The sequence below is a fragment of the Actinomyces urinae genome, from assembly GCF_900119695.1.
Classification (GTDB): domain Bacteria; phylum Actinomycetota; class Actinomycetes; order Actinomycetales; family Actinomycetaceae; genus Gleimia; species Gleimia urinae.
The window spans coordinates 150214-173952 of the sequence record NZ_LT632546.1; the positions used below are offsets into that span (position 1 = coordinate 150214).

Consider the following 23739-nt stretch of genomic DNA (forward strand, 5'->3'; position numbering starts at 1 on the left):
CGTTAGCTATCCGGAAGCCTCCAACCACCTTTGCGGCGAATTTTCATCCTCGAGGGCGAGGCTGGGATGCTCTACGGAACGGAATCTAACAAGAAATTGGGTTTCTGCGATGAATTGTTAATAAAGCACCCTCTTAATCTGTCAAGGAATGTCCCAATACGCAATTCATTGTTAGATTAGAGGAGTGCTAATCTAACAATTCTGTCAGGTAGGTTGCTATGACTCCGACATTAGAAGGTTTTGATCATCGTCGAACCGAATTGAACTCATCTATCGACTCAATCTTGTCGACCGCTCGCGATGGCCGCGTGACGAAGACGAAAGAAACCCAAAGCATCGACTTCAAAGAAGAAGCTGGACGCCGAAACGGACCTTCAATAGAACCAGGCCAAAACAAGAATTCAGATGCTGCAACTAAGCTTGCCGATGAAGTCGCGTGCATGGCGAATTCGCCGGAAGGCGGCGTGCTACTCCTTGGCATAGAAGACCGTAGCGGAATGATCATTGGAACGGAGCTAGACATTGATTGGCTCCGACAGAGCATTTACAGCAGGGTTGACATTGCTCCCGACATCATTGAGAAGAGGGCCGAAGGACAAAGGATTCTTGCAGTTTTTGTAGCTCCTTCGCCCGAACCTGTGGAAGACACAAGCGGACGTCTCAGATGGAGAGTTGGTGACGCGTGCGAGCCTGTGGACAGATCTGAATGGTGGCAATATCAACGCTCACAAGCGGCGTACGACCCTATGGCAAAGTCAACCACCATTTCGATCGATCAGGTCAGGGATGGGGCTATAGCCTACGTAAGACGTCAAGATACCGAGTTCGCAGAATACACAAAAGAGGACCTTCTACGCAGAATCGGAGCCGTCGACGCTACAGGAAAGCTGTCCCAAGCCGGTGTCTTATTATTCACCAGTCTCAGGCAAACCGTGGTTGAGTTTACCGTTTTCGATGTTCACGGTGGTCAGGTGCGCAACCGTGTGGTTCCTGCTCCGGAAGGATCAGGATTGGAACAGCTTGAACAAATTGAGAATGCACTATCGGTTATTAACAAAAACCACACCGTGTCGACGGGATTATCGGATCAGCCTGTCTCCGAGATTCCTCGCTCCGCTGTTCGCGAATCACTACTAAACGCAATGATTCACCGCGACTGGAATCGCAGTGAGCCTATTGACATCCGCTGGATCGAACTTGACTCAACTATGATCTTGCGTAGTCCTGGCGGATTCCCTCCCAATATCAACTCCGGTAACGTACTAAGCAATCGAGCTGCCCGTTATCCTGCATTAGCTGACCTTTACCGCGCGATTAGGCTTGTTGATAAACAAGGTGTTGGTGTTGACCGCATGTACCAGTCAATGATTGCAATTGGTCATCGGCCTCCCACAATTGAGGAGGTTGCCGGTCCGTTTGTAGAAACCACCTTGGTCGGTGGCAAGCCGGTAATCCCTGTATTGGAGTTGATGAGCAAGATTGTCCCACTAGGCCGGCAACGGGATTACCGGATCGCAATTATCCTGTACCTGCTGTTCAGGAGGCCATTTGTCACCGTAGACACAGTGGCAAAAGGTCTCCAATCTGGAAATGATGCCGCCATATCTGCGCTTGAAGCGTCACTTCAAACGACAGTGGATGGGTTACCCCTAATCACCGAGCACAATGGTTCGTGGATTCTTGGTGAAAGTGCGAGAGCCATTCTTAAGCAGACGCCTACTTCCGTTACAAGACCCGCGTCATATCTCTCGACTGACCCCGTAGAGATGGAGAACGCTGCTCTCCTTTGGCTTGATGAGATGGGAAGCATCGCAACCAGTGATCTGATGGCACTCACAGGCGTTTCGCGAGGAACGGCAAAGAATCGCTTAGACGACATGGCATCACGAGAAATCATTCGTACAGTTGGAGCTGGAAGGTCGACGCATTATCGCCCTAAAGACTTGAAGAAATCTGTCAAGAAATCAGCAACTACCAATAAATTGTTAGATTAGAGGGGTGCTAATCTAACAATTTTTCCCGAAAGCCGGATTCCTTGACAGTTTCGCGCGCTCTGAAGTAGCAAATCAGCGTTAACCACCACTATTTCCGCGACGACCGAAACCGGGACGGCCGAAATCAGTCGTAGACGCACGCGGTCCTAAAGGATTTCTTGAATTGTTTGAGGCCGGAGGGGACCACCCTCCGGCCTCAAAGCTTCCGCGTTCGCGGAGTTATGCCTTCATGCGCCTGACTACAAGAACAGATCCAGCGATTAGCATCGCAAGTGCTGCGCCTGCGAGCGCGAAGATGTCACTTGAACCGGTCTTGGCGAGGTTACCACCTTCACCGTTGGTCGGCGTCTCGGTAGGTTCCTCAGCACCGCCCTCGGCAGCGGAAGTGGAAACGGACCAGTTTTCTTCAAAGAACGTTGAAGGATCGACGGTTCCGTTTTCCTGTGCCCATTCGATCATGAGGTCGCGGATTGCCTTCTGTTCGTCGTAAATGACCGGGGCGGTCTTTACGTGCGGGTAGGCGGATCCACCCGACTGGCGGTAGTTGTTGAGGGCGAGGATGAGCTCGTCCTCAGGCTGTATCGGCGTTCCGTCAGGGAAGGTGAGCAGATCAATGCGCTCGCCGACGGGCTAACGTTTTCGCACGAAAACGATTCGGATCTGCGTTTTATTGGGGCGGGGGCGCCCTGGGTTTTGACGCTGTTTGGTCGCGATTCGCTGATCACTGCGGGCTTCTTGAACAGTGTTGATCCTGCGTTGGCAATGGAGACGCTCAAGCTACTTGCAAGCTTGCAGGGCAAGGAAGTTCGCGTGGAAACCGCGGAGCAGCCGGGCAAGATTTTGCATGAGGTGCGCAGCGAACCTTTGAATCTCGAGACCTCTTCCGGACCGCTGGTTTTGCCGCCGGTTTATTACGGAACGATCGATGCGACTCCGCTGTGGATTAGCACGCTACATGATGCGTGGAAGGCGGGCGCCAACGAGGGGGACGTAGCTGAGCTTCTGCCGAATTTGCGCTTGGCGCTGGCCTGGATGCGCGATTACGGAGAGGCCGACGGTGACGGGTTCCTGGAGTATCTAGATGAGACCGGCCGCGGCCTCGCAAATCAGGGCTGGAAGGACAGCGGGGATTCGGTGCGCTGGCACGACGGATCTTTGGCGGACGGTCCGATCGCGCTGTGTGAGGTGCAGGGTTACGCGCATCGTGCGGCCTTAGATGGTGCGGAAATTTTGGAGGTGTTCGGCGAAGATGGTGAGTCCTGGCGCGCTTGGGCGGCTGATTTTAAGACCCGTTTCCGCGAGCAGTTCTGGGTTGAAAATGACGGCTTCCGTTATCCTGCGATCGCGTTGGATGCGTCGAAGAGGACGGTGGATTCGCTGACTTCGAATATTGGGCACCTGCTTGGGTCGGGTCTGCTAGATGAGCGCGAAGTGGATGACGTGATGAGGACGTTGATGAGTCCGGAAATGTTCTCTGGGTATGGCATTCACACGGCGTCCACGACGAATGCCGGTTTCTGGCCGTACAGGTACCACGTGGGGTCGGTGTGGCCGCATGACACGGCGATGATTATCCGCGGAATGTGGCGTGAAGGTCGCAAGGAGGAAGCGCAGGAAGTTGCGCGCGGATTGATGGAGGCCGCCCGTCGCTTCGACTGGCGGCTGCCGGAACTGTTTGCCGGAGTCAAGCGGGACGCTTACGCGAAGCCACTCCCCTACCCGGCGTCTTGCAGGCCGCAGGCGTGGGCGGCGGCTTCGGCTGTTGTCGTTGCTCAGGTTTTGACGGGTAACTAACGCTTCCATCTAGTGCAAAACTAAGGAATAAATCCTGGGTTGCCCTGACGAAGGCTCAGGCAACTCAGGATTTTTGTAGGTCTACATTCCGGGGAGAGGTCGATTCACTCCGTCCGGCACGCCAAAATCTTGGTCGAATGAGACGTTGTTTGGTGGGTCTTCAATGATGAGGCGAATTCCAGTCTCTTGGAGCATCGTGAAAGTGTCAGTAACCTTCACGCCCATTGCTTTGCAAGCGTCCGGAATCATGACTCTCTTCTTTGATTGTGGTGCTGATTTTTCGTGGGTGACCACGACAAGATCATGTGCCGCGGCATAAGCAACGAGCATGAAATCAGTCGGATTATTCTGGACTACCTGGAGTGCCTCCTGGGGATAGCCATGTGTTACCGCCCAATTGTTTACCTCACCAAACTTTTCTAGAGTGACCGATTCACTAGTTGATCGAAAATACTGTTTGCGTTCCCTGACCCAAAGCGAAAGATCGTCTTCACGACCAATGAGTTCGTCTCTCACATCTTGGATGCTAAGAATACGACCACTCTTGAAATGAAAATCTAACCACGCCCAGAACCCAGGTGCGAAATCGAATCCGTAATATCGATCCTTCGCCTCGATAAATACATTTGAATCCAAGAGGAACATCAGGATCCCTCGATCATATTGGCGAAGTTCTCAAACGTAGAGTGTCTCTTTATTCCGAGTAACTCATATGCGTCTCGGTAGGGTAGGTATCCAGAGCGCGCGCTTTGCACAACCGCACTGGAAAATCGCTCGCCCAAACGACCGCGTTGGGTGTAGTAATAATTTCCGTCTGAGCTCTTGCTCCTTTTCTCTTCCATAAACGCCTGGAGGCGTTCCATCTCATTGGCGTAGCGTTCTTGAAAATGTTCCCAGGATAGCAAGTCGGCGTCGTAGAGACGTTTTAGAACTACCAGGGTGCTAACTTTGAATTTCTTAGCCAGACGGTCTTGTTCTTCTTCGGAAACAATTCCCTTGAACTCCTGCTTTAGAGTGTCCATAGGCACGAGAACTTCAGCAGCGACTCGGTTGCACCACAATTCTTCATCAGTACTGGTATCCGCTGTGATTGAAGCATCAGATACTGCGCTGTGTCCGAGCCAGATATGTGCAAGTTCGTGAATGAGCGTAAATATTTGTGCAGACTTCGTGTCCGCACCGTTAACGAAAATTAGTGGTGCAATCGGATCGGCGATTGCGAATCCGCGGAATTCCTCCGGGTCGAGGCTCCGGCTTGTGTTGCTGCCAACGATTCCGCTGACCATGACCAATACGCCCAGATCTTCAATCTTTCTTACGAGGGCACGAAAAGCCTCAGACCAAGTCACATAGGCAGAACGTGCTTGCATGTCGAAGTCCAAGATTTCACGGATCTGTCGCACGATTTTTTCGGGTCGGGTAGACAGTCTCGCTGTGCCAACAAATGAGAGCTCTGGGAAGCCTGCGTCTACTGCGTAGTCCTTGTACCAGCCTTGTCGATTCTGGCATATGTAGATGGTGTCGAGGAGATTTGCGGACGGCCTGGGAACTTTCTTGTTCCCCGTAGTTCGCATGTCTGGAAGTGGCAAGGATTCTTTCGGTGGCTCAGACAAGAACAAAGATCCCAGAGGCGTATAGGTAGCGCCGGCAAATTTCTGAATTTGATTGAAGGTTGGTTTAGTTTCCTGTGCTACCCATTCATAGAAGTATGGAGCGCGTTCCTCAATTTCTTCTTCGCTCCACCCAGCACGTTCGACAGCCCAGAAGAACAGCTCAGGGGCTATATCCACTCCAGCTGTCATTGTCCCCACCTCCTTCGGACAGGACCGTGCTTTATGGCTGAACAATATCAATCGAACCTGGGAATGAAGCAGTTTCCACAGGTGGGGCGAAAACAAATATAACAGTCCATGATCAACTAACGATACCGGCACGGGTGTAGATAAGAAGATTGTTCGAAGAAGATAATCGATCCAAAAAAATTTGGATGTTTGGACGTCGGATTTGATAAGGGTCTCGCTGGCTGCTCACCCGTGTTTACTAGGATTTTTGTGCTTTCTGAGCGAGGTTGTCCCGCCCAGAGCCCTCGATTAAACGGTTTCACTGGCGTATCACCGCGAGCCTGTCGTCCTTGCTGTCGTGGCTGAGGGGGGGGCGCCCGGCGGGTTGCGTTGGTGTGTTCGGAGTCAGGGGGTCTACATCTCCAAGAAAACATGAACATACCTGGGTCTACCGCAAGTACAAGTGACATTCTTATACAAACTAGGGCCTCGCCGCCCTGACCGCTGTTTCAGACTCTATTAGTGTGCCGTCACTGCAGTGTTCTTGTTGTTGTGGCGGAGCACGGCAGTAATGGACCCTCCACAGCTGTTCCACCTCTTGATGTTTAGCACGCCGACACTGTAGTGGGAGGCGATACAACGATACGACCGACTTAACATCATTTCCAGCAGGTATCAGCGCAGTCTGGCAGGCATGTCTATTAGGGCAGGCGTTTTGTGATCCATTCGAGGATGCGTATTTGAGAAGACGTTGCTCCAGACCACGTGCCGGCATGATCGGCACCCGGGCGGATTTCCAACTCTATGTGCGATCCAGTTTCGCGCATACGGTCAACCCATTCTAAAGCATGTCGGTTATTGACTTTGTTATCCAGTTCATTGAGAGCTAAAAAGGCGTCTGGCATCCTAACGGGAGGAACGTTTTCAACCGGCGAGTAGCCCGCAATATACTTCCTAATATTGAGATCAGAAATGGGGTTACCGTACTCTTTCCAATCAGTAATAGTCAGCGGTTCATCGGGGTCCATGAGAGCACGAAGCGGCGAGACGAACGGAGCGACCAGTATGAGACTATCGAAAAGATCAGGCGACATATTCGCGGCTGCTGCTACCAACCCCCCCCCGGCACTAGCCCCTAGCGCAAACAATTTATAGTCTGGGTTTAGACTAGTTCCGTTGGTCTTAATATATTCACAGACATCAAGAAAATCCCCGATAGAGTCAAGTTTATGCAACCTCGTTCCCTGTTGGTGCCACTCAACACCAAATTCTCCGCCGCCTCGAACGTGCGCGAGTGCGATATCAACGCCGCGTTCAAGCATCATTGCGTACAGTGGATTGAAGCTACGGGGTAATGACCGTCCATAGGCTCCGTAACCGACAACTAGGCAACCCTTTGCCGGCTGCATACTAGCGCTCGACGAGGCCATTGTTAACCCTGCGGACGAGTTGCCATCCAAGCGACTTAGAGTGCGAACGACGCCGTATCTACTCTCCTTCATTTTTGGTAGTACATCAAAAAGATAGGAGGATGGAGATTGGCGATTACACAATCTTCTGTTGAGGGGGGGATTCGCAACAGCTCCGGTGGTGCGACTAAGCTCGAAATAGCTATATCGACATAAGGCTGCCACCAGTCCATCGGGCGCATTAGCGCTGAATTCACATGCGATGGCAGGTGAAGAGTCGATCGAACCTCCAAAGTTATTCCACCATTACCGCAGTATGTGTAAGAAAAGACAACTACATCTACAGATAGCCCATCGGGGAGGAAGGCGACAAGGCTTTCTTTTCCTAGGTAAACCGAGGTCGCACACGTCAAAGACCGGTTCGCTTCTCCGTTAATTGAGCACCTTACCCCTATGGCACGTCCGTCGTTGAGCCTAAAACTACTCAGGTAGCCCCAGAGGCCGCACCACTGTGCTCGATGAGAAATGCGAAGTCTATCCCTTCGCACTCTAAATGCTCGAATGTATAATGTTTGGAAGCTAATCCTGTCGCAACTTCGATGCCGGAGTGTATCTGGGTAGTATCGAGATCAATGAGAGTAAACACGCGACGCGAGCTAGATGTATGTATTACTTTCAGAAATCTTTGTCATGTGGTGCGGCTTACGCTGAGGTTGTCGCCGCTATGTCCGGCAAAAAGACATATTGGATGCTGCGCTTTACGGCTATCAGCTATAATGGCCCACAGTGATTTAGAATGATGTGACGAGGAGGGGCAGGTGAAGTAAATTCCTTCACCGTTTTTCGACAGATATATTCGGTCTAGCATCCATCCGCGAAGAGATTTGCTGAAAACTATGCGCTGAGACTTAGCCTCACGAACATCAAGTCGAATTATATCGTCAGATGGTGAACGTGTAGCCGAACAGGTACAGTTGCCGTCCCTTGAAATATCTTGACTTATGACTTCTGAGTATTCCGTTTGATTATGGTGAAACACAGGATGTGCAGAGGGGCGCAACCGCTGCATGTTGTGCTCATCAAGATCCCAGTCGTCCGGATCGCTGATCGGAACGCGCATTAAGAGACCAGTGGCGCTATCCGAGTAGTACCACCATTCTCCGTGTCTCGCCCATTTGGTTTGTGCCGCCGTATTAGTGAGGGCAGCAAGATTCTCGAACTGGCTAATCAGAGTTGGCTTCATGGGGGCTGTTCCCGTTGTTCAGCATGTTGAGGGTCTCAAAGACCTCACGGGGTGAAGGATGTTCCAATATGCTGTTAACGCGGCCGTCGTAGAGCACCAACACCCGATCTGACTGTGCCGCGAGTTCAATGTCATGTGTCACGATCACCACTGTGGAGCCCGCACGAGCTGCTTCTCGAAGGAGATTGGCAATGACTTTGCTGGCTTGAGAATCGAGTGCGCCAGTGGGTTCATCTGCAAAAACAATTTTCGATTGATTGAAAAGAATACGAGCAACTGCAACACGTTGCTGTTCGCCCCCTGAGAGGGTCTGCGGTTTCGCGTTGATTTGATTCGATAGGCCGAGTTTATTTAGCAGTGCTTTCGCGGCAGCGGGATCAGCGTCAGCGCCCGACAACTGGGCAGGTAACATCACATTCTCAATCGACGTCAAAGACTGAATGAGGTTGTAATCTTGGAAGACGAAACCGACGTTATCGCGCCTCAGCCGCGAGATATCTGGAAGGCTTAGCTGGGTAATATCGACACCACAAAGCTCAACTTTGCCATCATCGCACGACTCAAGTCCGGAAAGACAGTACAGTAAGGTACTCTTACCACTACCTGAGGGTCCCACAACAGAAACCAACTCGCCGTCACACGCCTGGAAGGACACATCCTGAAGAACCTGCCTTGTTAGCCCCTCACGCCCTGGGACGACATAACTCTTATTGAGGCTCTGACAACACACCCGAGCCGTTGTTTCTCGTGTCATGATTTCATCACCTTTCATCTCGCGATCTAAATTACCCGCGATCCCCTACTTGATATCTCCCGACTGAACATAATCAAGCCTGCGATGTGTAGACAATGAGCTCACTAAGAAAATTCCCAGTCCAAGCAGCGCTAATACGAACGGAGTCAGACTAGGCCATATGAAAGTTGCGTCAGGAATCGGGCCGTATCGGACAGCGAGATAGAAACCCAATCCGTTGACGAAATACACCATGAGCGAAATCAGCAATGCAGTCCCTACAAGCATGACTGACTCAAAAACCAATTTAGAATAAAGTTGCCTTTTGGTTGCCCCTAGGACGAACAGCATACTTGCGTCCCTGCGCTTCTTAGCGCCGGTGGCAATGGCGATTCCTCCGGCATTTATCAAAGAAATGAGAACCGGAAGACCGAGGAGCTGCACAAGACCACCGATGTCGATTCCCTTTCCAGCAAAGGCAACACCAAACGCTCTCGCCGCATCCTGTGCCTGCCCAACATAACCAAAGACTCCGGTTACCAGGACAAGGGAGACTGTCAACGGAATGACAAGAGCAGTTGAAATCTCTAAGTCATGTTCGGACTGGCGGCTGGCCAAAAACCAAGACTTTGACCATCGTTTGGGCACAACTGCCGTCCACACACGCAGGAAGCGACCGACAAAATACTTGCCTACTGAACCCACAAGCACAGCATATGCCAACGCCGTTCCCAAATAAATAAAAGTCGTCTTCTGCGTTATATCGGTAATACTGCTGTGGGGTGACGTGCGATTCGCCAAGAAGAGAAGATGTCCAATAAGGTACAGCGCAAGTCCTCCGACTAACCAACTGCCCCAGCTAAATCGCCGCACCGCCACAGAATCAGATTTCAGCACCAATACAGGTCGGACATTCGCAGCTTGCCGACCTGCCTTCATGCCACCCAAAACCGCAGTGACGCTAAGGGCAAAGACAACAATAGGAAACACCGCAAGCGGCGGAACACCTAGCGTCAGCGCATAAGGCATATCCGCAGCGTGTAACACAAGTCTCCAGATGGGCCAAAGCCCGAAAGCGCCAGCTGCGCCGACAAGTGTACCCACCGCAGTAGCAATCGAAATCTCAACCAGCGCAACGATCTTAGCCTGCTGCTCACTAACCCCAGCAAGTCGCCAGACGACAATATCCCTGCGCTGTAGCGTGACTGCAACTCGTGAACTGGATGAGATCGCAAATACCGAAACCAGGATTAACAGCACAATACCGGTAGAACCGGATTCAACGTAAGCCTGTCCGATCTGACCATCAAACCCGCTCCCTCGGACCAGGCTGCCGATGTAAAATGACACGCCCATGGCGGTAAAGGCTGATGTAAACGCGAGTGCTATCCAGGGAGCGAGATCTTTGGCTAGTTCTTTGCGAGCAAGTCGAACAAGGGGCCAATCTGTGCTCCGCATTTTCCGAAAACATAGACGAGTATGCACGCTAAACCCCACTCCCCACGTTGATATACATCAATATACCCGCAATTCCTATCAAACTAACCACCCACCTGAGTCAATTGCCGGTAGAGGGAGCAACGGCTGCGGACGGCCTCAAGCGATCCTGAGTCCACCAGTCGCCCCTTGTCGAAAACAATGACATTATCCGCTGCTTCAATCAGCGCGGGTCAATGAGCGATCATAAGTACCGTTTTATTCATTACGTAACCTTTAAGAAAGGAGGCTATCTTTTTCTGAGCAATCTCGTCGACGTTAGACGTCGACTCATCAAGTAGCAATATATCTTTATCGGAAAGCAGCGTGCGAGCCAATGCAAGCCGCTGCCTTTCGCCTCCGCTTAACAAAACGCCATGCTCGCCGACATACGCATCTATGTCGCGGCCAAGATCATCTGCCAGATGATCCAGTCCAACTACTTCGAGTGCTCTCGCACATTCCTCTCGTGTTACCTCGGAAAGTCCGAGACAGAGGTTGTCCTGAACAGTGCCAGATAGAAGGGGTGCATTTTGCTCGACGTACGCAAAATGCGATCGAACTTCTTCTATTGTCATTGAAGTTAATGGCTGACCCATTATGTAGATCTGCCCATACCTTAAGGGATAGAAGCATTCCAAAAGGGAAAAACGGTACTCTTGCCAGCTCCGGATGGGCCGATAATTGAAGCGTCCTGGGTTTTGTTCCTACCTGTTTTTGAGAGGATTAGGAACATGGCGAAGAGGTATTCACCAGAGTTTAAGGATCGCGCGGTGCGGATGGTTGCGGATCGTCTAGGCGATGATCCGAGCGTGACGCAGTGGCAGGCGGTTCAAAAGATCGCCCCGAAGCTTGGGGTATCGAATGAGTCGTTGCGGCGCTGGTATGACCAGCACCTGATTGATTCGGGTAAGAAAGGCGGAATAACGCGTGAAGAACACGAAGAGATCAAACGGTTAAAACGCGAGAATGCGGAATTACGGCGGGCGAACGAGATTTTGAAACTCGCGTCAGCTTTTTTCGCACGAGAACTCGACCACCCCGGGAGCAAATGATCGCGTTCATTGACGAATATCGCGAGCGTTTCTCGGTCGAGCTCATCTGCCGGGTACTAGGCGAGCATACGATTGGCAGGTTTATTACCTCCCGTGGCTACCGGCTAGCTAAAAGTCGGCCTGCCAGCGCTAGGAGCATACGAGACCGGATGCTGATCGACGAGCTAAAGAAGATCCATGCTCGCAATTATGGCGTGTATGGGATACGCAAGATGTGGCACGCTGCCAGGCGTGCAGGGTGGAATATCGGTCGTGACCAGGTCGCCAGGCTTATGAAGATCGCCGGTATTAGCGGTGTTCGCCGCGGCCGGGTGCCTGTGACCATCCGGCCAGCACCAGTCCCAGATACTCGCCCGGATCTAGTGAGCCGGGAGTTCAAGGCCAGCAGGCCTAACGAGCTATGGGTCGCTGATATGACCTACATTCGCACCTTGTCAGGGTTCGTCTACACGGCCTTTGTCACCGACGTGTACTCCAGGAAGATCGTGGGATGGTCTACCAGATCGACCATGACCACCGAGGCTCTTCCACTGGAGGCACTTGAGCAGGCCATCATGGGCGCAAAAGAGGGTCTTGATGGTCTGGTTCATCATGCTGATCACGGCTCGCAATACACATCGATTGCCTACAGCGATAAGCTCGCTGACTACGGGATTAAGTCTTCGACCGGTTCGGTTGGTGACTCTTACGATAACGCGCTAGCTGAGACAGTCAACGGACTGTACAAGAGCGAGTTGATTTACTCCCAGTCCTGGAGTTCATGTACCGAGGTCGAATGGGCTACCTTGAACTGGGTCCATTGGTGGAACACTGAACGGCTCCACGAATCGCTCAACTACACCACCCCCGAAGAGGTCATCACAAGATACAATCAAACCCGGTCAGCCAAGCTGACCCCCGTATAAGAAGCGGAACAAAACTCAGTACGCTTCACAGCCAGGACCGGGCATGATCATGCATACGGATCAAGGATTCCAATACCAACACCACAGTTGGAAAGCCCTACTAGCCAACTACAACGCTACTCAATCCATGTCCAGAAAAGGTAACTGCCATGACAACGCAATGGCAGAAAACTTCTTCGCTCACCTCAAAGCAGAACTGTTCTACCAACAAGCGTTCACCAACACCGAAGACCTAGCCAATCAAATACAGGACTACATCCACTGGTACAACAACCAACGCATCCAACAACGACTCGAGGGCATGACCCCGAACGAATATCGGAATCATGCCCTCGTAGCCTAAGAACCCCTACTATTAAACTGTCTAACTTTCAGGGGACAGTTCACAACGACGTGGGGCCGCCCTTAGCGCTTATCGATTAGCCCAGGAGGATTTCGCGAGCGAGGTTAGCGGTTTCGGTAGGTGTCTTGCCTACGCGCACGCCCACTGCCTCGAGCGCTTCCTTCTTGGCGTCCGCAGTACCGGACGAGCCGGTGACGATCGCACCGGCATGCCCCATGGTTTTGCCCTCCGGAGCGGTAAAGCCCGCAACGTAGCCAACTACGGGCTTGGTTACGTGTGCCTTGATGTACTCGGCTGCGCGTTCTTCCGCGTCGCCACCTATCTCGCCAATCATGACGATCAGTTCGGTGTCAGGATCTTCTTCAAAGGCCTTAAGAGCATCGATGTGCGTAGTTCCGATGACCGGGTCGCCACCGATACCAATGCAGGTGGTGAAGCCAATGTCGGAAAGCTCGTACATCATCTGGTAGGTGAGCGTGCCAGACTTAGAGACTAGGCCGATGCGGCCGGGACCCGTGATATCGGCAGGCGTGATACCCACGTTGGACTTTGCGGGCGAGATGATGCCGGGGCAGTTCGGGCCGATCAACTGAACGCCTTTAGCTTCAGCTGCTTGGCGGAACTCAACGGAGTCCTGAACGGGGATTCCCTCCGTGATTACCACGACTAGGCGCATACCCGCCTCTACGGCCTCGAGGACGGCGCCCTTGGCAAAACGTGGGGGCACGAAAACTACGGAGACCTCCGCCCCAGTTGCTTCCTTAGCCTCAGCAACGGTTCCAAAAACAGAGACCTCTACCTGGCCAGCCTCAACCTTGTCGGCCATGGGGCCGTATGGCGTGACGTCGAATGTCTGAGTTTGTCCAGCCTTGCGCGGGTTCACGCCGCCCACCACCTTGGTGCCAGCAGATAGCATACGCGTGGTGTGCTTGGTGCCTTCTGACCCCGTCATGCCTTGGACGATAATCAGATCATTTTCATCTAGAAAGATAGCCATCTTTTCGGTCCTTTCAGGCTTTCGCGAGTTCAGCGGCCTTGGCGGCAGCGCCGTCCATGGTCTCAATCATGGTTACGAGGGGGTGGTTGGCTTCGGCCAAAATAGCGCGGCCTTCTTCAACCTTGTTGCCGTCCAGGCGCACCACAATCGGCTTCGTTGCAGCGTCGCCTAGCAGCTCGAGGGCGCCGATGATGCCTTTGGCAACCTCATCGCACGCGGTGATGCCACCGAAAACGTTTACGAGGCAGGAACGCACCTGCTCGTCACCAAGGATGACGTCGAGTCCCTTGGCCATAACCTCTGCGGAAGCACCGCCACCGATGTCGAGGAAGTTCGCGGGGCGCGTACCGTATTTCTCGCCGGCGTATGCGACGACGTCAAGGGTAGACATGACGAGGCCTGCGCCGTTTCCAATAATGCCAACCTCACCTTCGAGGCGAACGTAGTTCAGGCCCTCTGCCTTGGCCCTGGCCTCGCGCGGGTCCTGCACCGAAGTGTCCTTCAAGGCCTCGTGTTCAGGGTGCCGGAATGCGGCATTGTCATCGAGCGAGACCTTACCATCGAGGGCAATGATCGAGCCGCTTTCAACCTTGACCAGCGGGTTCACCTCAACGAGCGTTGCATCTTCGCCCTTGTAAACGTCCCAAAGTTTCACGAGGACGGGAGCAAGCGCATCAAGTTCATCAGCAGTAAAGCCGGCCTCGGTAAGGATTTCACGCGCTTTCGCATCATCGATACCAACCGTGGCGTCCAAGCCCACTTTGGCGAGGGCTTCGGGACGCTCTTTCGCGAGGGTCTCGATGTCCATGCCGCCTTCGCGCGAGCACATGGCCAGGTGGCGCCGGTTGGCACGGTCAAGAAGGATGGAAAAGTAGTACTCTTCCTTGATCGCGGCGCCCTCGGCGATCATAACGCGGTGGACGGTGTGGCCCTTGATATCCATACCGAGGATTTCCTCAGCTTTCTCACGGGCCTCAGCGGGCGAATGCGCGAGCTTAACGCCGCCTGCCTTACCACGGCCGCCAACCTTGACCTGGGCTTTGACAACTACGGTGCCGCCTCCCAGTTCGGTAGCTGCCGCTTCTGCTTCATCTGGGGTGGTGGCGACGATGCCACGGAGAACTGGTACACCGTGCGCTTCAAAGAGGTCGCGCGCCTGGTATTCGTATAGATCCACGCCCTTGCCTTTCGTCTGGATCGTATGGTCCTCGGTTACGAAATCTGAAGAAGAGCTCCCATCAAAAGAAGCTCGACATCGAGACATCTTGATATCAGGTTAGCCTCTTGCCGCAAAAAATGCGTCACTAATGGCGCGAATCTCACTTTCGTATATCAAGTTTGAGATTTACGCCATTAGCTCGCCAAGAAATGCTTAGAGCTTCTTTAGCGGAGCGTAACGAAGCAGTAATCTGCGCGGTTTCCCTTCACCAAAATCGACGTGCGCCACCTGCGACGCTCCGTCTCCCTCCAAGCGGATCACCACTCCCTCACCGTACGAGGCATGTTTAACCCGATCACCCGCGTCCAGCTGAATCGCGGGGGCGGAACTCTTCTTCGCCTTGCCTTGCCCGAGTTTGGTGGGTTTAAACTTCTCGCCGACCTCCCTCACGCGGCTGACAGCGTCACTGTCAAAACGCGAGGTGACGCGCGACGATCGCTTCCCAGAGTGGGAGCCCCGGTAGCGGCCCGACCCAAAGGCGGGGCTGAAGTCAGAATCGGAATAGCCCGAACCGGAACTGTATTTGGACCCGTAGCCAGATCCATAACCACCGGAGCGGTAACTGTCCATTTGGGTATGCTCACGCCTGATTTCCAACACCTCGCCAGGAATGTCGTCCAGGAAACGCGAAGGGGGCAAATCCACGGGCGTTCCCCATGCAGACCGCACTGCGGCGCGCGTTAGGTACAGGCGCTTCCGGGCGCGCGTGATCGCAACGTATGCGAGGCGACGCTCTTCGGATAGTTCGCTTTCGTCGGTGAGGCTGCGCTGGTGCGGGAACGTTCCATCCTCGAGGCCGGTTACAAACACGATGGGAAATTCCAGGCCCTTAGCGGTATGCACGGTCATCAAGGTCACTTCCCCACTGCTCACGCCGCCCGCAAGGTCCGCGGAGTCTGGAACCTGGTCGGCATCTGCTACGAGGGATACCCGTTCAAGGAAGTCCACTAGCCCGCCCTCGGGATTCACCTGGGCAAAGTCCTCGGCCACGGAGTGCAGTTCCGCCAGATTCTCAACGCGGGAGGCATCTTGCGGATCGTTAGATTCGCGTAGCTCTTTGAGGTAGCCGGTGACTTCCATGACGTCGTCGAGCACAGAGCTAATGGTCGCTCCTGCTTCTACTGCGCATCGCATGGTTTCGAGCAGACCCCAGAAACCGGCGGCCGCGTTGAGCGCCCTCGGGCTAGCCCCTGTAACCAGGTTGCCGCCGCCTTCTGCACGCACTTTGTCTATGTGCGCTTCCCATGCCCCCTCGGGCAGGTCTACGCCCTCACCTTCCCCGCGCGGGCAGTCTTTTGCAATCCAGTTTTCGCGTAGCGCCCCTCCAAAATTTGTGGCATACATGTCGGCATGGGCGATGAACGCCCCCTCTGCTTTGTCGCCAATGCCACGCCGGGGCGTATTGATAATGCGGCGCAACGAAACCGTGTCGTCAGGGTTTGCGATGGCCTGCAGATAGGCAATCGCGTCCTTGATTTCTTTGCGCTCATAGAACTTGGTGCCGCCCACAACGCGGTATGGAATGCCGGCTCGGACAAGCGATTCTTCTAGGGCGCGCGATTGGGCGTTGGTGCGGTAGAAGATCGCCATGTCGCCGTACTTGTAGGTGCCGATCAGGTTGTCGATTTCACCGATGATGAAGCGCGCCTCGTCGTGTTCAGATTCTGCGGCGTCGTAGACAATGTTGTCTCCAGCGCCCAGGTCAGTCCACAGGGCCTTCGCGCGCCGCCCGGAGTTTTTTGAGATGACGGCGTTTGCGGCCGACAAAATGTTTTGAGTGGACCGGTAGTTTTGTTCTAGGACCACGGTGTGCGCGTTCTGGAAGTCTTTTTCGAACTCTTCGATGTTGCGAATGGTGGCGCCCCGGAATGCGTAAATCGACTGGTCCGAGTCACCAACTACCGTCAGTTCGCCCTGCGGAACATCGGCGCCATCTCCAATTAGTTCACGGATGAGCACGTATTGCGCGTGGTTCGTGTCTTGATATTCGTCAACGAGGATGTGGCGGAATCTCCTGTGATAATGCTCCGCAACGGCCCTATTCTCTTTGAGAAGCTGAACGGTGCGCATGATGAGGTCGTCAAAATCGAGAGCGTTCGATTCGCGCAAGCGCTTCTGGTAGTCGCGGTAGACGTTTGCAACGGTTTGCGAAACCGGATCGTTTGGCGCGATCTCAGCGTATTTACTGGGCGTGATGAGGTCGTTCTTGAGGTCAGAAATACGCGCCTGAAGCATTTTGGCACTAAACCGTTTGGTGTCGATGTTTTGGGCGCGTGCAACCATGGTGACGAGACGGTTGGAGTCCTGCTGGTCGTAAATGGTGAACGAGGAGCGCAGACCCGCCGCCTGGTATTGCTCGCGCAGAATGCGTACGCACGCGGAGTGGAAAGTGAATACCCACATACGGCGCGCTTCGGGGCCGATGAGACCGGCAACCCGCTCCCGCATCTCGGCCGCAGCTTTGTTGGTAAATGTGATTGCGAGGATCTCGCTGGCGCGCGCCCTCCCCGTGCGGAGCAGGTATGCAATGCGATGAGTGAGCACGCGCGTCTTTCCAGATCCCGCTCCGGCCACCACGAGTAGCGGCCCACCCTCGTATACAACGGCTTCATGCTGCTGCGGATTGAGGCCGTTTGTGAGGTCACTGGTGTCAACAGACGCTGGTTCATCCCACAGCGTGCCCGGCGTATCCCACGATACTTCCGGCTCGTCTCCTTGCGCCGCCAGTGGAGGCAGGCCAGGTAGTGCGGTGTAGGAGTGTGCAGGTTCGTTAAAGCTTCGCATCGCGCTTTCCAACTTGTCGACTATTCGGGCAGGTTAGCCGCCCGCATCAACTGTACACACTGCCACGGACATGAAGTTAGTGGGGCCCTCACACGATATTTCTTGCGGCAGCCCAACGCGCGAGTTCATTGCGGTTTGACAGCTGTAGTTTGCGCAGTACAGATGAAACGTGGGTTTCTACCGTTTTGACCGAGATGAAAAGTTCGCCCGCTACTTCTTTGTAGGTGAATCCACGAGCGATTAGCCGCATAACTTCACGTTCGCGCGCGGAGAGCAAGTCGAGTTCCTCATCGGTGGTGGCGATTTCACGAGTTCCAAAGGCGTCGAGAACGAATCCGGCGAGGCGCGGCGAGAAGGCGGCGTCACCGGCACCAACACGGATGATCGCTCCCACGAGGTCCTTAGTGGAAATCGATTTAGTGACGTACCCGCGAGCGCCTGCGCGTATGGTTGCAACCACGTCTTCGGGCGAGTCCGACACGGAGAGGGCCAGGTAGCGCACGTTGGGAAGGTCAGCGGTTGTGCGCGGAATTTCAGCGCCGCCTCCGCCTCTTCCACCGGGTAGATGCACGTCTAGCAAGACTACGTCTGGCTGGAGTTCGCGAACGAGGGCAATACCGGTATCTACATCTTCGGCTTCCCCAATAACACGGACTTCTTCAGGGTATTTTGACAGCTCGTGACGCACGCCTGCACGCACGAGGGGGTGATCGTCAATGATTATTACGTTTAGTGTCACGGTTTAATCTTTTCACTTCGAGGAACGCTGATGTGAATTTCGGTTCCGGGGTTTAGGGTCCGGATTTCTGCGCGGCCGCCGGCGCGTTCGGTTCTAGCGATGATGGAGTCGCGCACGCCGTGCCTGTCTGGAGGCATGTTTGAAAGGTCGAAGCCGGGGCCCGCGTCTTTGATGTAAATGTCGTATTGGTCGCCAATTTCTGCGTAGATTTGGATGGGCGGCGCTCCGTGGCGTGCGGCGTTCTTGGCGGCTTCTGTGGCGGCCGCGATGGCAGCCTGCTCGTTGGAGCCGGGCGCGCCGTCACCAACGGTTACAGTTTCGATTTCCACGCCGTAAAGTTCTTCAACCGCCTCAATTGACGTTTCGAGTAGGCGCCGGGCTGACGCGCTTGTTCGTTCCGCTCCCGTGTAGAGCCACGCTCTTAATTCACGTTCTTGTTTGAGGGCAAGAGAGCGCACGCTCGTGGGATTGTCCGCATTGTTCTTAATTAGAGTGAGGGTTTGGAGGACGGAGTCGTGCAGGTGCGCGGCAATGTCAGCACGTTCGGTTTCTCGGGCACGAGCCACCTGGTTTGCGGAGAGCTCTTTGGTCATGCGCATAACTAGGGGCGAGAATGCGAGCGCGAGAACGAGGATGAGGGCCAGGCCTAGGATCAGGCCGGGAAGCAGGCCGGATCCTCCCCCGAGTAGTAGCAGGGTGACGCCGCCGAGGACGGCAACTACACCTGTTCCGGTTAGACCAAGCACCATGGGGTTTCTCCAGTCTTGGACGCTGGAGGATTGCACCCAGATGAGGGCGATGCCGGCAAGTAGGAGGGCGGTTGCGATCCAGTCTTTGCTGAGGTAGATCCACCCGGATTGCACAGCCCAGAAGATCGCGGCAGCTAGAAGGAGGGCAATGGCAAAGGCGATGCCGTTGCGGGCGGTGCCGGCTGGCACGTCTCGGTGCTCTTTAACGGGCCGGGCAATGCGGGCCGAGCGGTATCTGCGTTCTTCACTCACCTTCGGCGTGAGTGCCCACAACCACACGTAGAGGATTGGGCTCCCAAGCGGCACAAGCACCAAAAAGGCTACGCGTAGCACGGTGACGGACACGCGCAAATGTACGGACAGCCCGGATACGACACCTGCCAGCCACGGCTTAGGCCTACCATCCGCTCCTCGCGGAGTGCGTTCGAGCGGCGGCCTTACTGCGGCCAGCCAATTCTGTTGTTGCGCGCTATTCACACTCTCATAGTGCCAAAAAATAACCTCGCTTGTACTTCCCCTACCCCAGATTCAGGGTGAAATCAGGGCCTTCCCTGATACCGCAAGACGGCGGCGCGGGTGATTATTGAATCATGAGTTACAACTATCAGCCTCCGCGCCCGCCCTACGAGCCAGATGAGCGGGGTCGGCAGAGCTTTTTCAATTCGATCCGCAGTTGGCGTATTCGCCGCGAACCCGATCGTTGGATCGGCGGCGTGGCTTCCGGCGCCGCAGTTATCACAGGCCTTGACGCCAACCTGATTCGCGGCCTGATGTTCATTTTCGCGATTTTGAACCCGCGCGTGATGCTGTTCGCATATGCGGCGCTCTGGGCGCTCGTTCCAGAACGCACGGATAACCGAATCCATCTTGAAGAGTTCATTCAGGCGCGTTTCGATATCGCGCACTTGGGTGTGGCAGCGTTCGCTATTTTCGGATTCTTCTGGCCCATTTCTATCGAGTACAAGACGGGCGATGGCTGGATTGGAGGGTTGTATGGGGCGGGAGGTACCGTCGCAACATTCTTCTTGGTCGCAGCGGCTGTGCTGATCATTATTCTGATGAGTAAACGCAAACAGCGTGAGGAGCTTGAAAGCCAGTTCAGTCCGCGCCCGCCCTATGGTGAGGCACCCCAATCTCACGGCAACGCATTTCCTCCCCGCCAGAACGACTTCAGGTTTGACGAAACTGGCAACGCGGTCCAGCCCGGTGAGACTTCCCTGCCTAACCAAAACCAGCAGGAACCAAATGCCCCGGCTTGGAATGTCTCGGACGCTACACCGGAACACGAGGAAAGTGTAGTTGGTCCCGCTCCAACGAATGCCGCGTTCAGGACCGATCAAACAGCATGGAACTCGAACCAACCGGCGCCCCCCTTGCGTGGCCCTGAGCCGAGGCCAGTTCCCTACGCCCCGTATGGGCAACCCGCACCACTACCGCCTTATCCGGTGAGGACACGCCCGCAGGGACCTGGCGTGTCTGCATTCCTTGGCATTACGGGTTCACTGTTCCTCGTTACGGCCCTGACTTGGTTACTGTGGCGGATGGACTTCTTTGCGAATCCGGGCATTATCGCTACCTCGGTGGTTGGCGTTGCGTTCATAATCACCGGAATGGTTTTGGGCGTGCGCGCGCTGCAGGGCAAGCAGGGCACGTGGCTCACCGCGCTGTCGATTGCAGTGACGGTGCTGGTCCCAGGATTCATGATGGTTGTTGGCAGCGCATCGGCCTTTTTAGCTTTTTAGGAGTGAATCATGACGGAAAATAAGAACATTCCTGACGAAGATAAGACCACCTCGTTTGAGGTGGACAGCACCGCCCAAATGCCGATGGGCGAGGGAGAGGACTCCGGCGCAACCGAGCTTCTTCCAGAGCTTAACTTTGACCCAGCGGACCAGCCCAGCGCGTTTGATCCGCGCGTTACAGGCGAGTCCGACGCGACTGAAACGGAGAACATCGCGGCAGAGCCTGAAGTCTTCGCAACCGCGTCTTCGCAAAATGAGCCAGCGCAGGCCGGGCATGTCCCCAACGAAACGCCTGGCCCCGCTTCCTCCTTCGAAGACTCGCGCCGCCAGGAAGACCCGTTTGCAGATACCGGCTTTGCTCCGCAACGTCCCGCTTTTCAGCCTCCCCTAGAGAATGAAGACGAGGATCGTTCGGTTAAGTTCGGCCTGCTGACTTGGGCACTCACTCTAATTGCCATCGGAGCGCTTATCATCTCGATGCCGTGGTGGCACATGTTCAACTGGCCTCTGATCGGAACGGCGGGTCTAACGGTGATGGGCCTCATCATGCTGATCACTGCGGCTATAGCAAGCGTAAAGGAGAAGAAGTCCAAGATGTGGTGATTTTCCACTCGATTAACTCCCTCTCGAGAATACCCCCACGGGTACACGATATGATCGGTCGTAAACCCGTGGGGGTATCTTTCGTATAGATTGCAGGTTGTAAAAATGGCTTCAGTTCAAGTAAGCGAAAAAGATCGCCGCGCGGTTCGAAACCGCCTCTCTCGGGCACGCGGTCAAATAGATGCCATTATCCGCCAGCTTGAGGAAGACAAGCCGTGCCTAGAGGTTTTGCCGCAAATGATCGCGGCATCGAAGGCGGTGGACAGGGCTACGTACGCGATGGTTTTGGCGGCCATCCAGTCTTGTGCGGCCAGTGAAGGCAGCGGGGTGGATGATCATCCCGACGCTGAGGAACTTCGCAAAATCTTCTTGTCCCTTGCGTAGTTTGCGCAGCTGTTCGGTTTTAGGAGTGTCATGAAGCTTGTAGTTATTGGTGGCGTTGCCGGCGGCATGTCCGCGGCGGCGAGGGCTCGCCGTATCGATGAGCACGCCGAGATTGTAGTTTTTGAGGCCGGGGAGTACGTCTCGTTTGCCAATTGCGGCCTCCCGTATCATTTAGCCGGGGAGATCGAGGAACGAGATGCGCTTTTGTTGCACACTCCCGAGTCGCTGGCTCGCCGCTCGAACTTGGACGTGCGTATTGAAACTCGGGTGACCCGGATCAATCGCGATGCGAAAACGGTGACGGTCGCGGGCCCGAAGGGCGAGTATGAAGAGGCTTACGACAAGCTGATTCTAGCCCCCGGTTCGCTAGCGACCACTCCCCCGATTGAGGGCATTGACCATCCGGCTGTCTCAACGCTGCGCACTATCCCCGAGATGGATAAGGTCATCAGCTTGGCCGAGGCGGGCCTTGCAAAATCGAATGAGAACCGCGCGGCCAAAGCGATTGTGATTGGCGCGGGCTTCATTGGTTTAGAAGCAGTAGAGGCGCTGGTCCACCGCGGGTTCGAGGTTGAACTGGTGGAGTTCGCCAGCCACGTCCTGCCCATGATGGACGGTGATCTGGCAGTGGTGCTACATCGCGAGCTTCGCGCAAACGGGGTTGGCCTGCATCTTGGTGTGGGAGCTTCGAAGTTTGAGGACGGCGATGGCTACCCTGTGAAGATCACTTTGTCTGATGGCAAGCAACTGCAGGCTGACGTGGTGGTAACCGCAATGGGTGTGCGCCCCAACTCTCAGCTGGCTAAGGACGCGGGCCTCGAGCTCGGTGAGCGCGGCGGCATCTTAACTGATGCGAACCAGATAACTTCGGATCCGGACATTCTTGCAGTTGGTGACGCCGTCGAGGTGCAGTGGGCAGACGGCAGCGTGGCTCCGGTAATGCTGGCGGGCCCGGCAAACCGGCAGGGCAGGCGCGCGGCAGACGTGGCTTTGGGCCGCAAGCCAATTAGGCAGGCTCCGGTGCTCGGGACCGCTGGCATTCGCCTTTTTAACTACGTTGCGGCGTTCACGGGTGCAAGCTCAGAAAAGCTTGACCGAATGGGCATAGAGCACACCACGATTCGTATCCATGCAGCCAACCACGCGGGATACTACCCCGGCTCAACACCAATCCATTTGAATGCTAACTTCGCTCCCGATGGGCGCCTGCTGGGCGCCGCAGCTGTGAGTAAGGACGGAGCGGAGCGCCGCATTGACGTCCTTGCCACCGCGATCCGCGCGGGAATGACCGCCGAGGACCTTGCGGAGCTGGAACTCACCTACGCTCCCCCCATTGGCGCAGCTAAGGATCCGATCAACATTCTTGGTTTCGTTGCACGCAACACGCTTGAGGGGAACGCGCCGATCTGGGACTTCTCCGATTTTGAGCAGGTGAAGGCGGACGAGGTCATTTTGGATGTTCGCCCTACTCACACGATTGCCCCGGATCGCGTGATCCGCGAGGCTGTGGCTATCCCGATTTTCGAGCTTCGTGGCCGCCTTGACGAGTTGCGCGAAATTGCGGCCGATCGAGCGATCGCTGTGCATTGCAAGACGGGCCTGAACGCCTACTTGGCTGAGCGTATCCTTTCGCAGGAGGGTTTCAAGGTTCGCAATCTGACGGGCGGCTATGACTCGTTTGATCTAGCGAACGAGGCGGCTCAGTCCAGCAAGTAGTCTGCTCGGGCTCCCGTTAAATGCGGGGCTATTTCAAAACGGTAGAAGTATGGGTGCGGGTCCTGCTTTCCAG

Annotated in this window: 20 protein-coding genes; 8 read left to right on the forward strand and 12 right to left on the reverse strand. The window is 54.8% G+C overall.

Translation table 11 applies throughout. The annotated features are described in order from the left end of the window. The first annotated feature begins 218 nt into the window (after positions 1-218). Positions 219-1994, forward strand: a complete 1776-nt coding sequence (locus BQ7114_RS01160) for a DUF5635 domain-containing protein (protein ID WP_072340812.1) — start codon at positions 219-221, stop codon at positions 1992-1994. 219 nt (positions 1995-2213) lie between these two features. Here BQ7114_RS01160 and BQ7114_RS08925 read toward each other — a convergent pair whose 3' ends face one another. Continuing rightward, the gene (locus BQ7114_RS08925; protein ID WP_072340815.1) at positions 2214-2453 is read right to left on the reverse strand and encodes an LPXTG cell wall anchor domain-containing protein; all 240 of its coding nucleotides are present in this window, start codon (positions 2451-2453) and stop codon (positions 2214-2216) included. A 51-nt stretch (positions 2454-2504) separates the two neighbouring features. On the opposite strand from BQ7114_RS08925, the gene BQ7114_RS01170 reads away from it, so the two are divergent. Then, on the forward strand, positions 2505-3788 hold the full coding sequence (locus BQ7114_RS01170; protein ID WP_072340819.1) for an amylo-alpha-1,6-glucosidase: 1284 nt from the start codon (positions 2505-2507) through the stop codon (positions 3786-3788). A gap of 81 nt (positions 3789-3869) precedes the next feature. On the opposite strand, the gene BQ7114_RS01175 is transcribed toward BQ7114_RS01170, so the two are convergent. From BQ7114_RS01175 to BQ7114_RS01200, 6 genes are all read right to left on the reverse strand, one after another. Next, positions 3870-4433, reverse strand: coding sequence for a DUF4411 family protein (locus tag BQ7114_RS01175; protein ID WP_072340822.1), 564 nt, complete (start codon positions 4431-4433; stop codon positions 3870-3872). Beyond that, positions 4433-5590 (reverse strand): ImmA/IrrE family metallo-endopeptidase, encoded by a 1158-nt coding sequence (locus tag BQ7114_RS01180; RefSeq protein WP_072340825.1) that lies wholly within the window; start codon positions 5588-5590, stop codon positions 4433-4435. Before BQ7114_RS01180 ends, BQ7114_RS01175 begins: the two co-directional genes overlap by 1 nt. Before the next feature lie 680 nt (positions 5591-6270). Then, positions 6271-6894, reverse strand: coding sequence for a prolyl oligopeptidase family serine peptidase (locus tag BQ7114_RS01185; RefSeq protein WP_195906688.1), 624 nt, complete (start codon positions 6892-6894; stop codon positions 6271-6273). A 1307-nt stretch (positions 6895-8201) separates the two neighbouring features. Beyond that, positions 8202-8993, reverse strand: coding sequence for an ABC transporter ATP-binding protein (locus BQ7114_RS01190; RefSeq protein ID WP_143236765.1), 792 nt, complete (start codon positions 8991-8993; stop codon positions 8202-8204). Positions 8994-9020: 27 nt separating this feature from the next. Beyond that, the gene (locus tag BQ7114_RS01195; RefSeq protein WP_230205932.1) at positions 9021-10310 is read right to left on the reverse strand and encodes an FtsX-like permease family protein; all 1290 of its coding nucleotides are present in this window, start codon (positions 10308-10310) and stop codon (positions 9021-9023) included. Between the two features lie 314 nt (positions 10311-10624). Beyond that, a complete protein-coding gene (locus BQ7114_RS01200) occupies positions 10625-11071 on the reverse strand; it encodes an ATP-binding cassette domain-containing protein (protein WP_268258620.1) in 447 nt (148 codons plus the stop codon). 93 nt (positions 11072-11164) lie between these two features. On the opposite strand from BQ7114_RS01200, the gene BQ7114_RS01210 reads away from it, so the two are divergent. Continuing rightward, a protein-coding gene (locus BQ7114_RS01210; RefSeq protein ID WP_143236766.1) for an IS3 family transposase occupies positions 11165-12390 on the forward strand; the annotation gives its coding sequence in 2 pieces (ribosomal slippage) (positions 11165-11444 and positions 11444-12390; 1227 coding nt in all). A 127-nt stretch (positions 12391-12517) separates the two neighbouring features. Continuing rightward, positions 12518-12733: an IS3 family transposase gene (locus BQ7114_RS01215; protein WP_230205934.1), complete on the forward strand. Its 216-nt coding sequence runs from the start codon at positions 12518-12520 to the stop codon at positions 12731-12733. Positions 12734-12809: 76 nt separating this feature from the next. On the opposite strand, the gene sucD is transcribed toward BQ7114_RS01215, so the two are convergent. From sucD to BQ7114_RS01240, 5 genes are all read right to left on the reverse strand, one after another. After that, a complete protein-coding gene (sucD, locus tag BQ7114_RS01220; RefSeq protein ID WP_072340840.1) occupies positions 12810-13730 on the reverse strand; it encodes a succinate--CoA ligase subunit alpha in 921 nt (306 codons plus the stop codon). A 13-nt stretch (positions 13731-13743) separates the two neighbouring features. After that, positions 13744-14907: an ADP-forming succinate--CoA ligase subunit beta gene (gene sucC, locus BQ7114_RS01225; RefSeq protein WP_072340841.1), complete on the reverse strand. Its 1164-nt coding sequence runs from the start codon at positions 14905-14907 to the stop codon at positions 13744-13746. A gap of 195 nt (positions 14908-15102) precedes the next feature. Next, the gene (locus BQ7114_RS01230; protein WP_072340843.1) at positions 15103-17733 is read right to left on the reverse strand and encodes an ATP-dependent helicase; all 2631 of its coding nucleotides are present in this window, start codon (positions 17731-17733) and stop codon (positions 15103-15105) included. An 88-nt stretch (positions 17734-17821) separates the two neighbouring features. Then, on the reverse strand, positions 17822-18472 hold the full coding sequence (locus BQ7114_RS01235; protein ID WP_072340848.1) for a LuxR C-terminal-related transcriptional regulator: 651 nt from the start codon (positions 18470-18472) through the stop codon (positions 17822-17824). Then, entirely contained in the window at positions 18469-19698 is a 1230-nt protein-coding gene (locus BQ7114_RS01240; protein WP_195906689.1) for an ATP-binding protein, read from the reverse strand. The genes BQ7114_RS01235 and BQ7114_RS01240 overlap by 4 nt, the downstream gene beginning before the upstream one ends. A 113-nt stretch (positions 19699-19811) precedes the next feature. Here BQ7114_RS01240 and BQ7114_RS01245 point away from each other — a divergent pair, with 113 nt between their 5' ends. The 4 genes from BQ7114_RS01245 to BQ7114_RS01260 all read left to right on the forward strand — a co-directional run bounded on the left by BQ7114_RS01245 (position 19812) and on the right by BQ7114_RS01260 (position 23666). Further along, positions 19812-20963, forward strand: a complete 1152-nt coding sequence (locus BQ7114_RS01245; protein ID WP_072340851.1) for a PspC domain-containing protein — start codon at positions 19812-19814, stop codon at positions 20961-20963. A gap of 9 nt (positions 20964-20972) precedes the next feature. Beyond that, positions 20973-21566, forward strand: coding sequence for a carbon starvation CstA 5TM domain-containing protein (locus BQ7114_RS01250; RefSeq protein ID WP_072340855.1), 594 nt, complete (start codon positions 20973-20975; stop codon positions 21564-21566). 105 nt (positions 21567-21671) lie between these two features. After that, entirely contained in the window at positions 21672-21950 is a 279-nt protein-coding gene (locus tag BQ7114_RS01255; protein WP_072340859.1) for a metal-sensitive transcriptional regulator, read from the forward strand. A 30-nt stretch (positions 21951-21980) separates the two neighbouring features. Continuing rightward, positions 21981-23666: an FAD-dependent oxidoreductase gene (locus tag BQ7114_RS01260; RefSeq protein WP_072340861.1), complete on the forward strand. Its 1686-nt coding sequence runs from the start codon at positions 21981-21983 to the stop codon at positions 23664-23666. The last annotated feature ends 73 nt before the right edge of the window (positions 23667-23739 follow it).

Bases quoted from the DNA above. Each gene is read 5' to 3' on its own strand.
- BQ7114_RS01160 (WP_072340812.1), top strand. From the start codon at position 219: ATGACTCCGACATTAGAAGGTTTTGATCATCGTCGAACCGAATTGAAC.
- BQ7114_RS01230 (WP_072340843.1), bottom strand. From the start codon at position 17,733: ATGCGAAGCTTTAACGAACCTGCACACTCCTACACCGCACTACCTGGC.
- BQ7114_RS01195 (WP_230205932.1), bottom strand. From the start codon at position 10,310: ATGGGCGTGTCATTTTACATCGGCAGCCTGGTCCGAGGGAGCGGGTTT.
- BQ7114_RS01180 (WP_072340825.1), bottom strand. From the start codon at position 5,590: ATGACAGCTGGAGTGGATATAGCCCCTGAGCTGTTCTTCTGGGCTGTC.
- BQ7114_RS01245 (WP_072340851.1), top strand. From the start codon at position 19,812: ATGAGTTACAACTATCAGCCTCCGCGCCCGCCCTACGAGCCAGATGAG.
- sucD (WP_072340840.1), bottom strand. From the start codon at position 13,730: ATGGCTATCTTTCTAGATGAAAATGATCTGATTATCGTCCAAGGCATG.
- BQ7114_RS01250 (WP_072340855.1), top strand. From the start codon at position 20,973: ATGACGGAAAATAAGAACATTCCTGACGAAGATAAGACCACCTCGTTT.
- BQ7114_RS01175 (WP_072340822.1), bottom strand. From the start codon at position 4,433: ATGTTCCTCTTGGATTCAAATGTATTTATCGAGGCGAAGGATCGATAT.
- BQ7114_RS01215 (WP_230205934.1), top strand. From the start codon at position 12,518: ATGTCCAGAAAAGGTAACTGCCATGACAACGCAATGGCAGAAAACTTC.
- BQ7114_RS01185 (WP_195906688.1), bottom strand. From the start codon at position 6,894: ATGATGCTTGAACGCGGCGTTGATATCGCACTCGCGCACGTTCGAGGC.
- BQ7114_RS01190 (WP_143236765.1), bottom strand. From the start codon at position 8,993: ATGAAAGGTGATGAAATCATGACACGAGAAACAACGGCTCGGGTGTGT.
- BQ7114_RS01260 (WP_072340861.1), top strand. From the start codon at position 21,981: ATGAAGCTTGTAGTTATTGGTGGCGTTGCCGGCGGCATGTCCGCGGCG.
- BQ7114_RS01255 (WP_072340859.1), top strand. From the start codon at position 21,672: ATGGCTTCAGTTCAAGTAAGCGAAAAAGATCGCCGCGCGGTTCGAAAC.
- BQ7114_RS08925 (WP_072340815.1), bottom strand. From the start codon at position 2,453: ATGATCGAATGGGCACAGGAAAACGGAACCGTCGATCCTTCAACGTTC.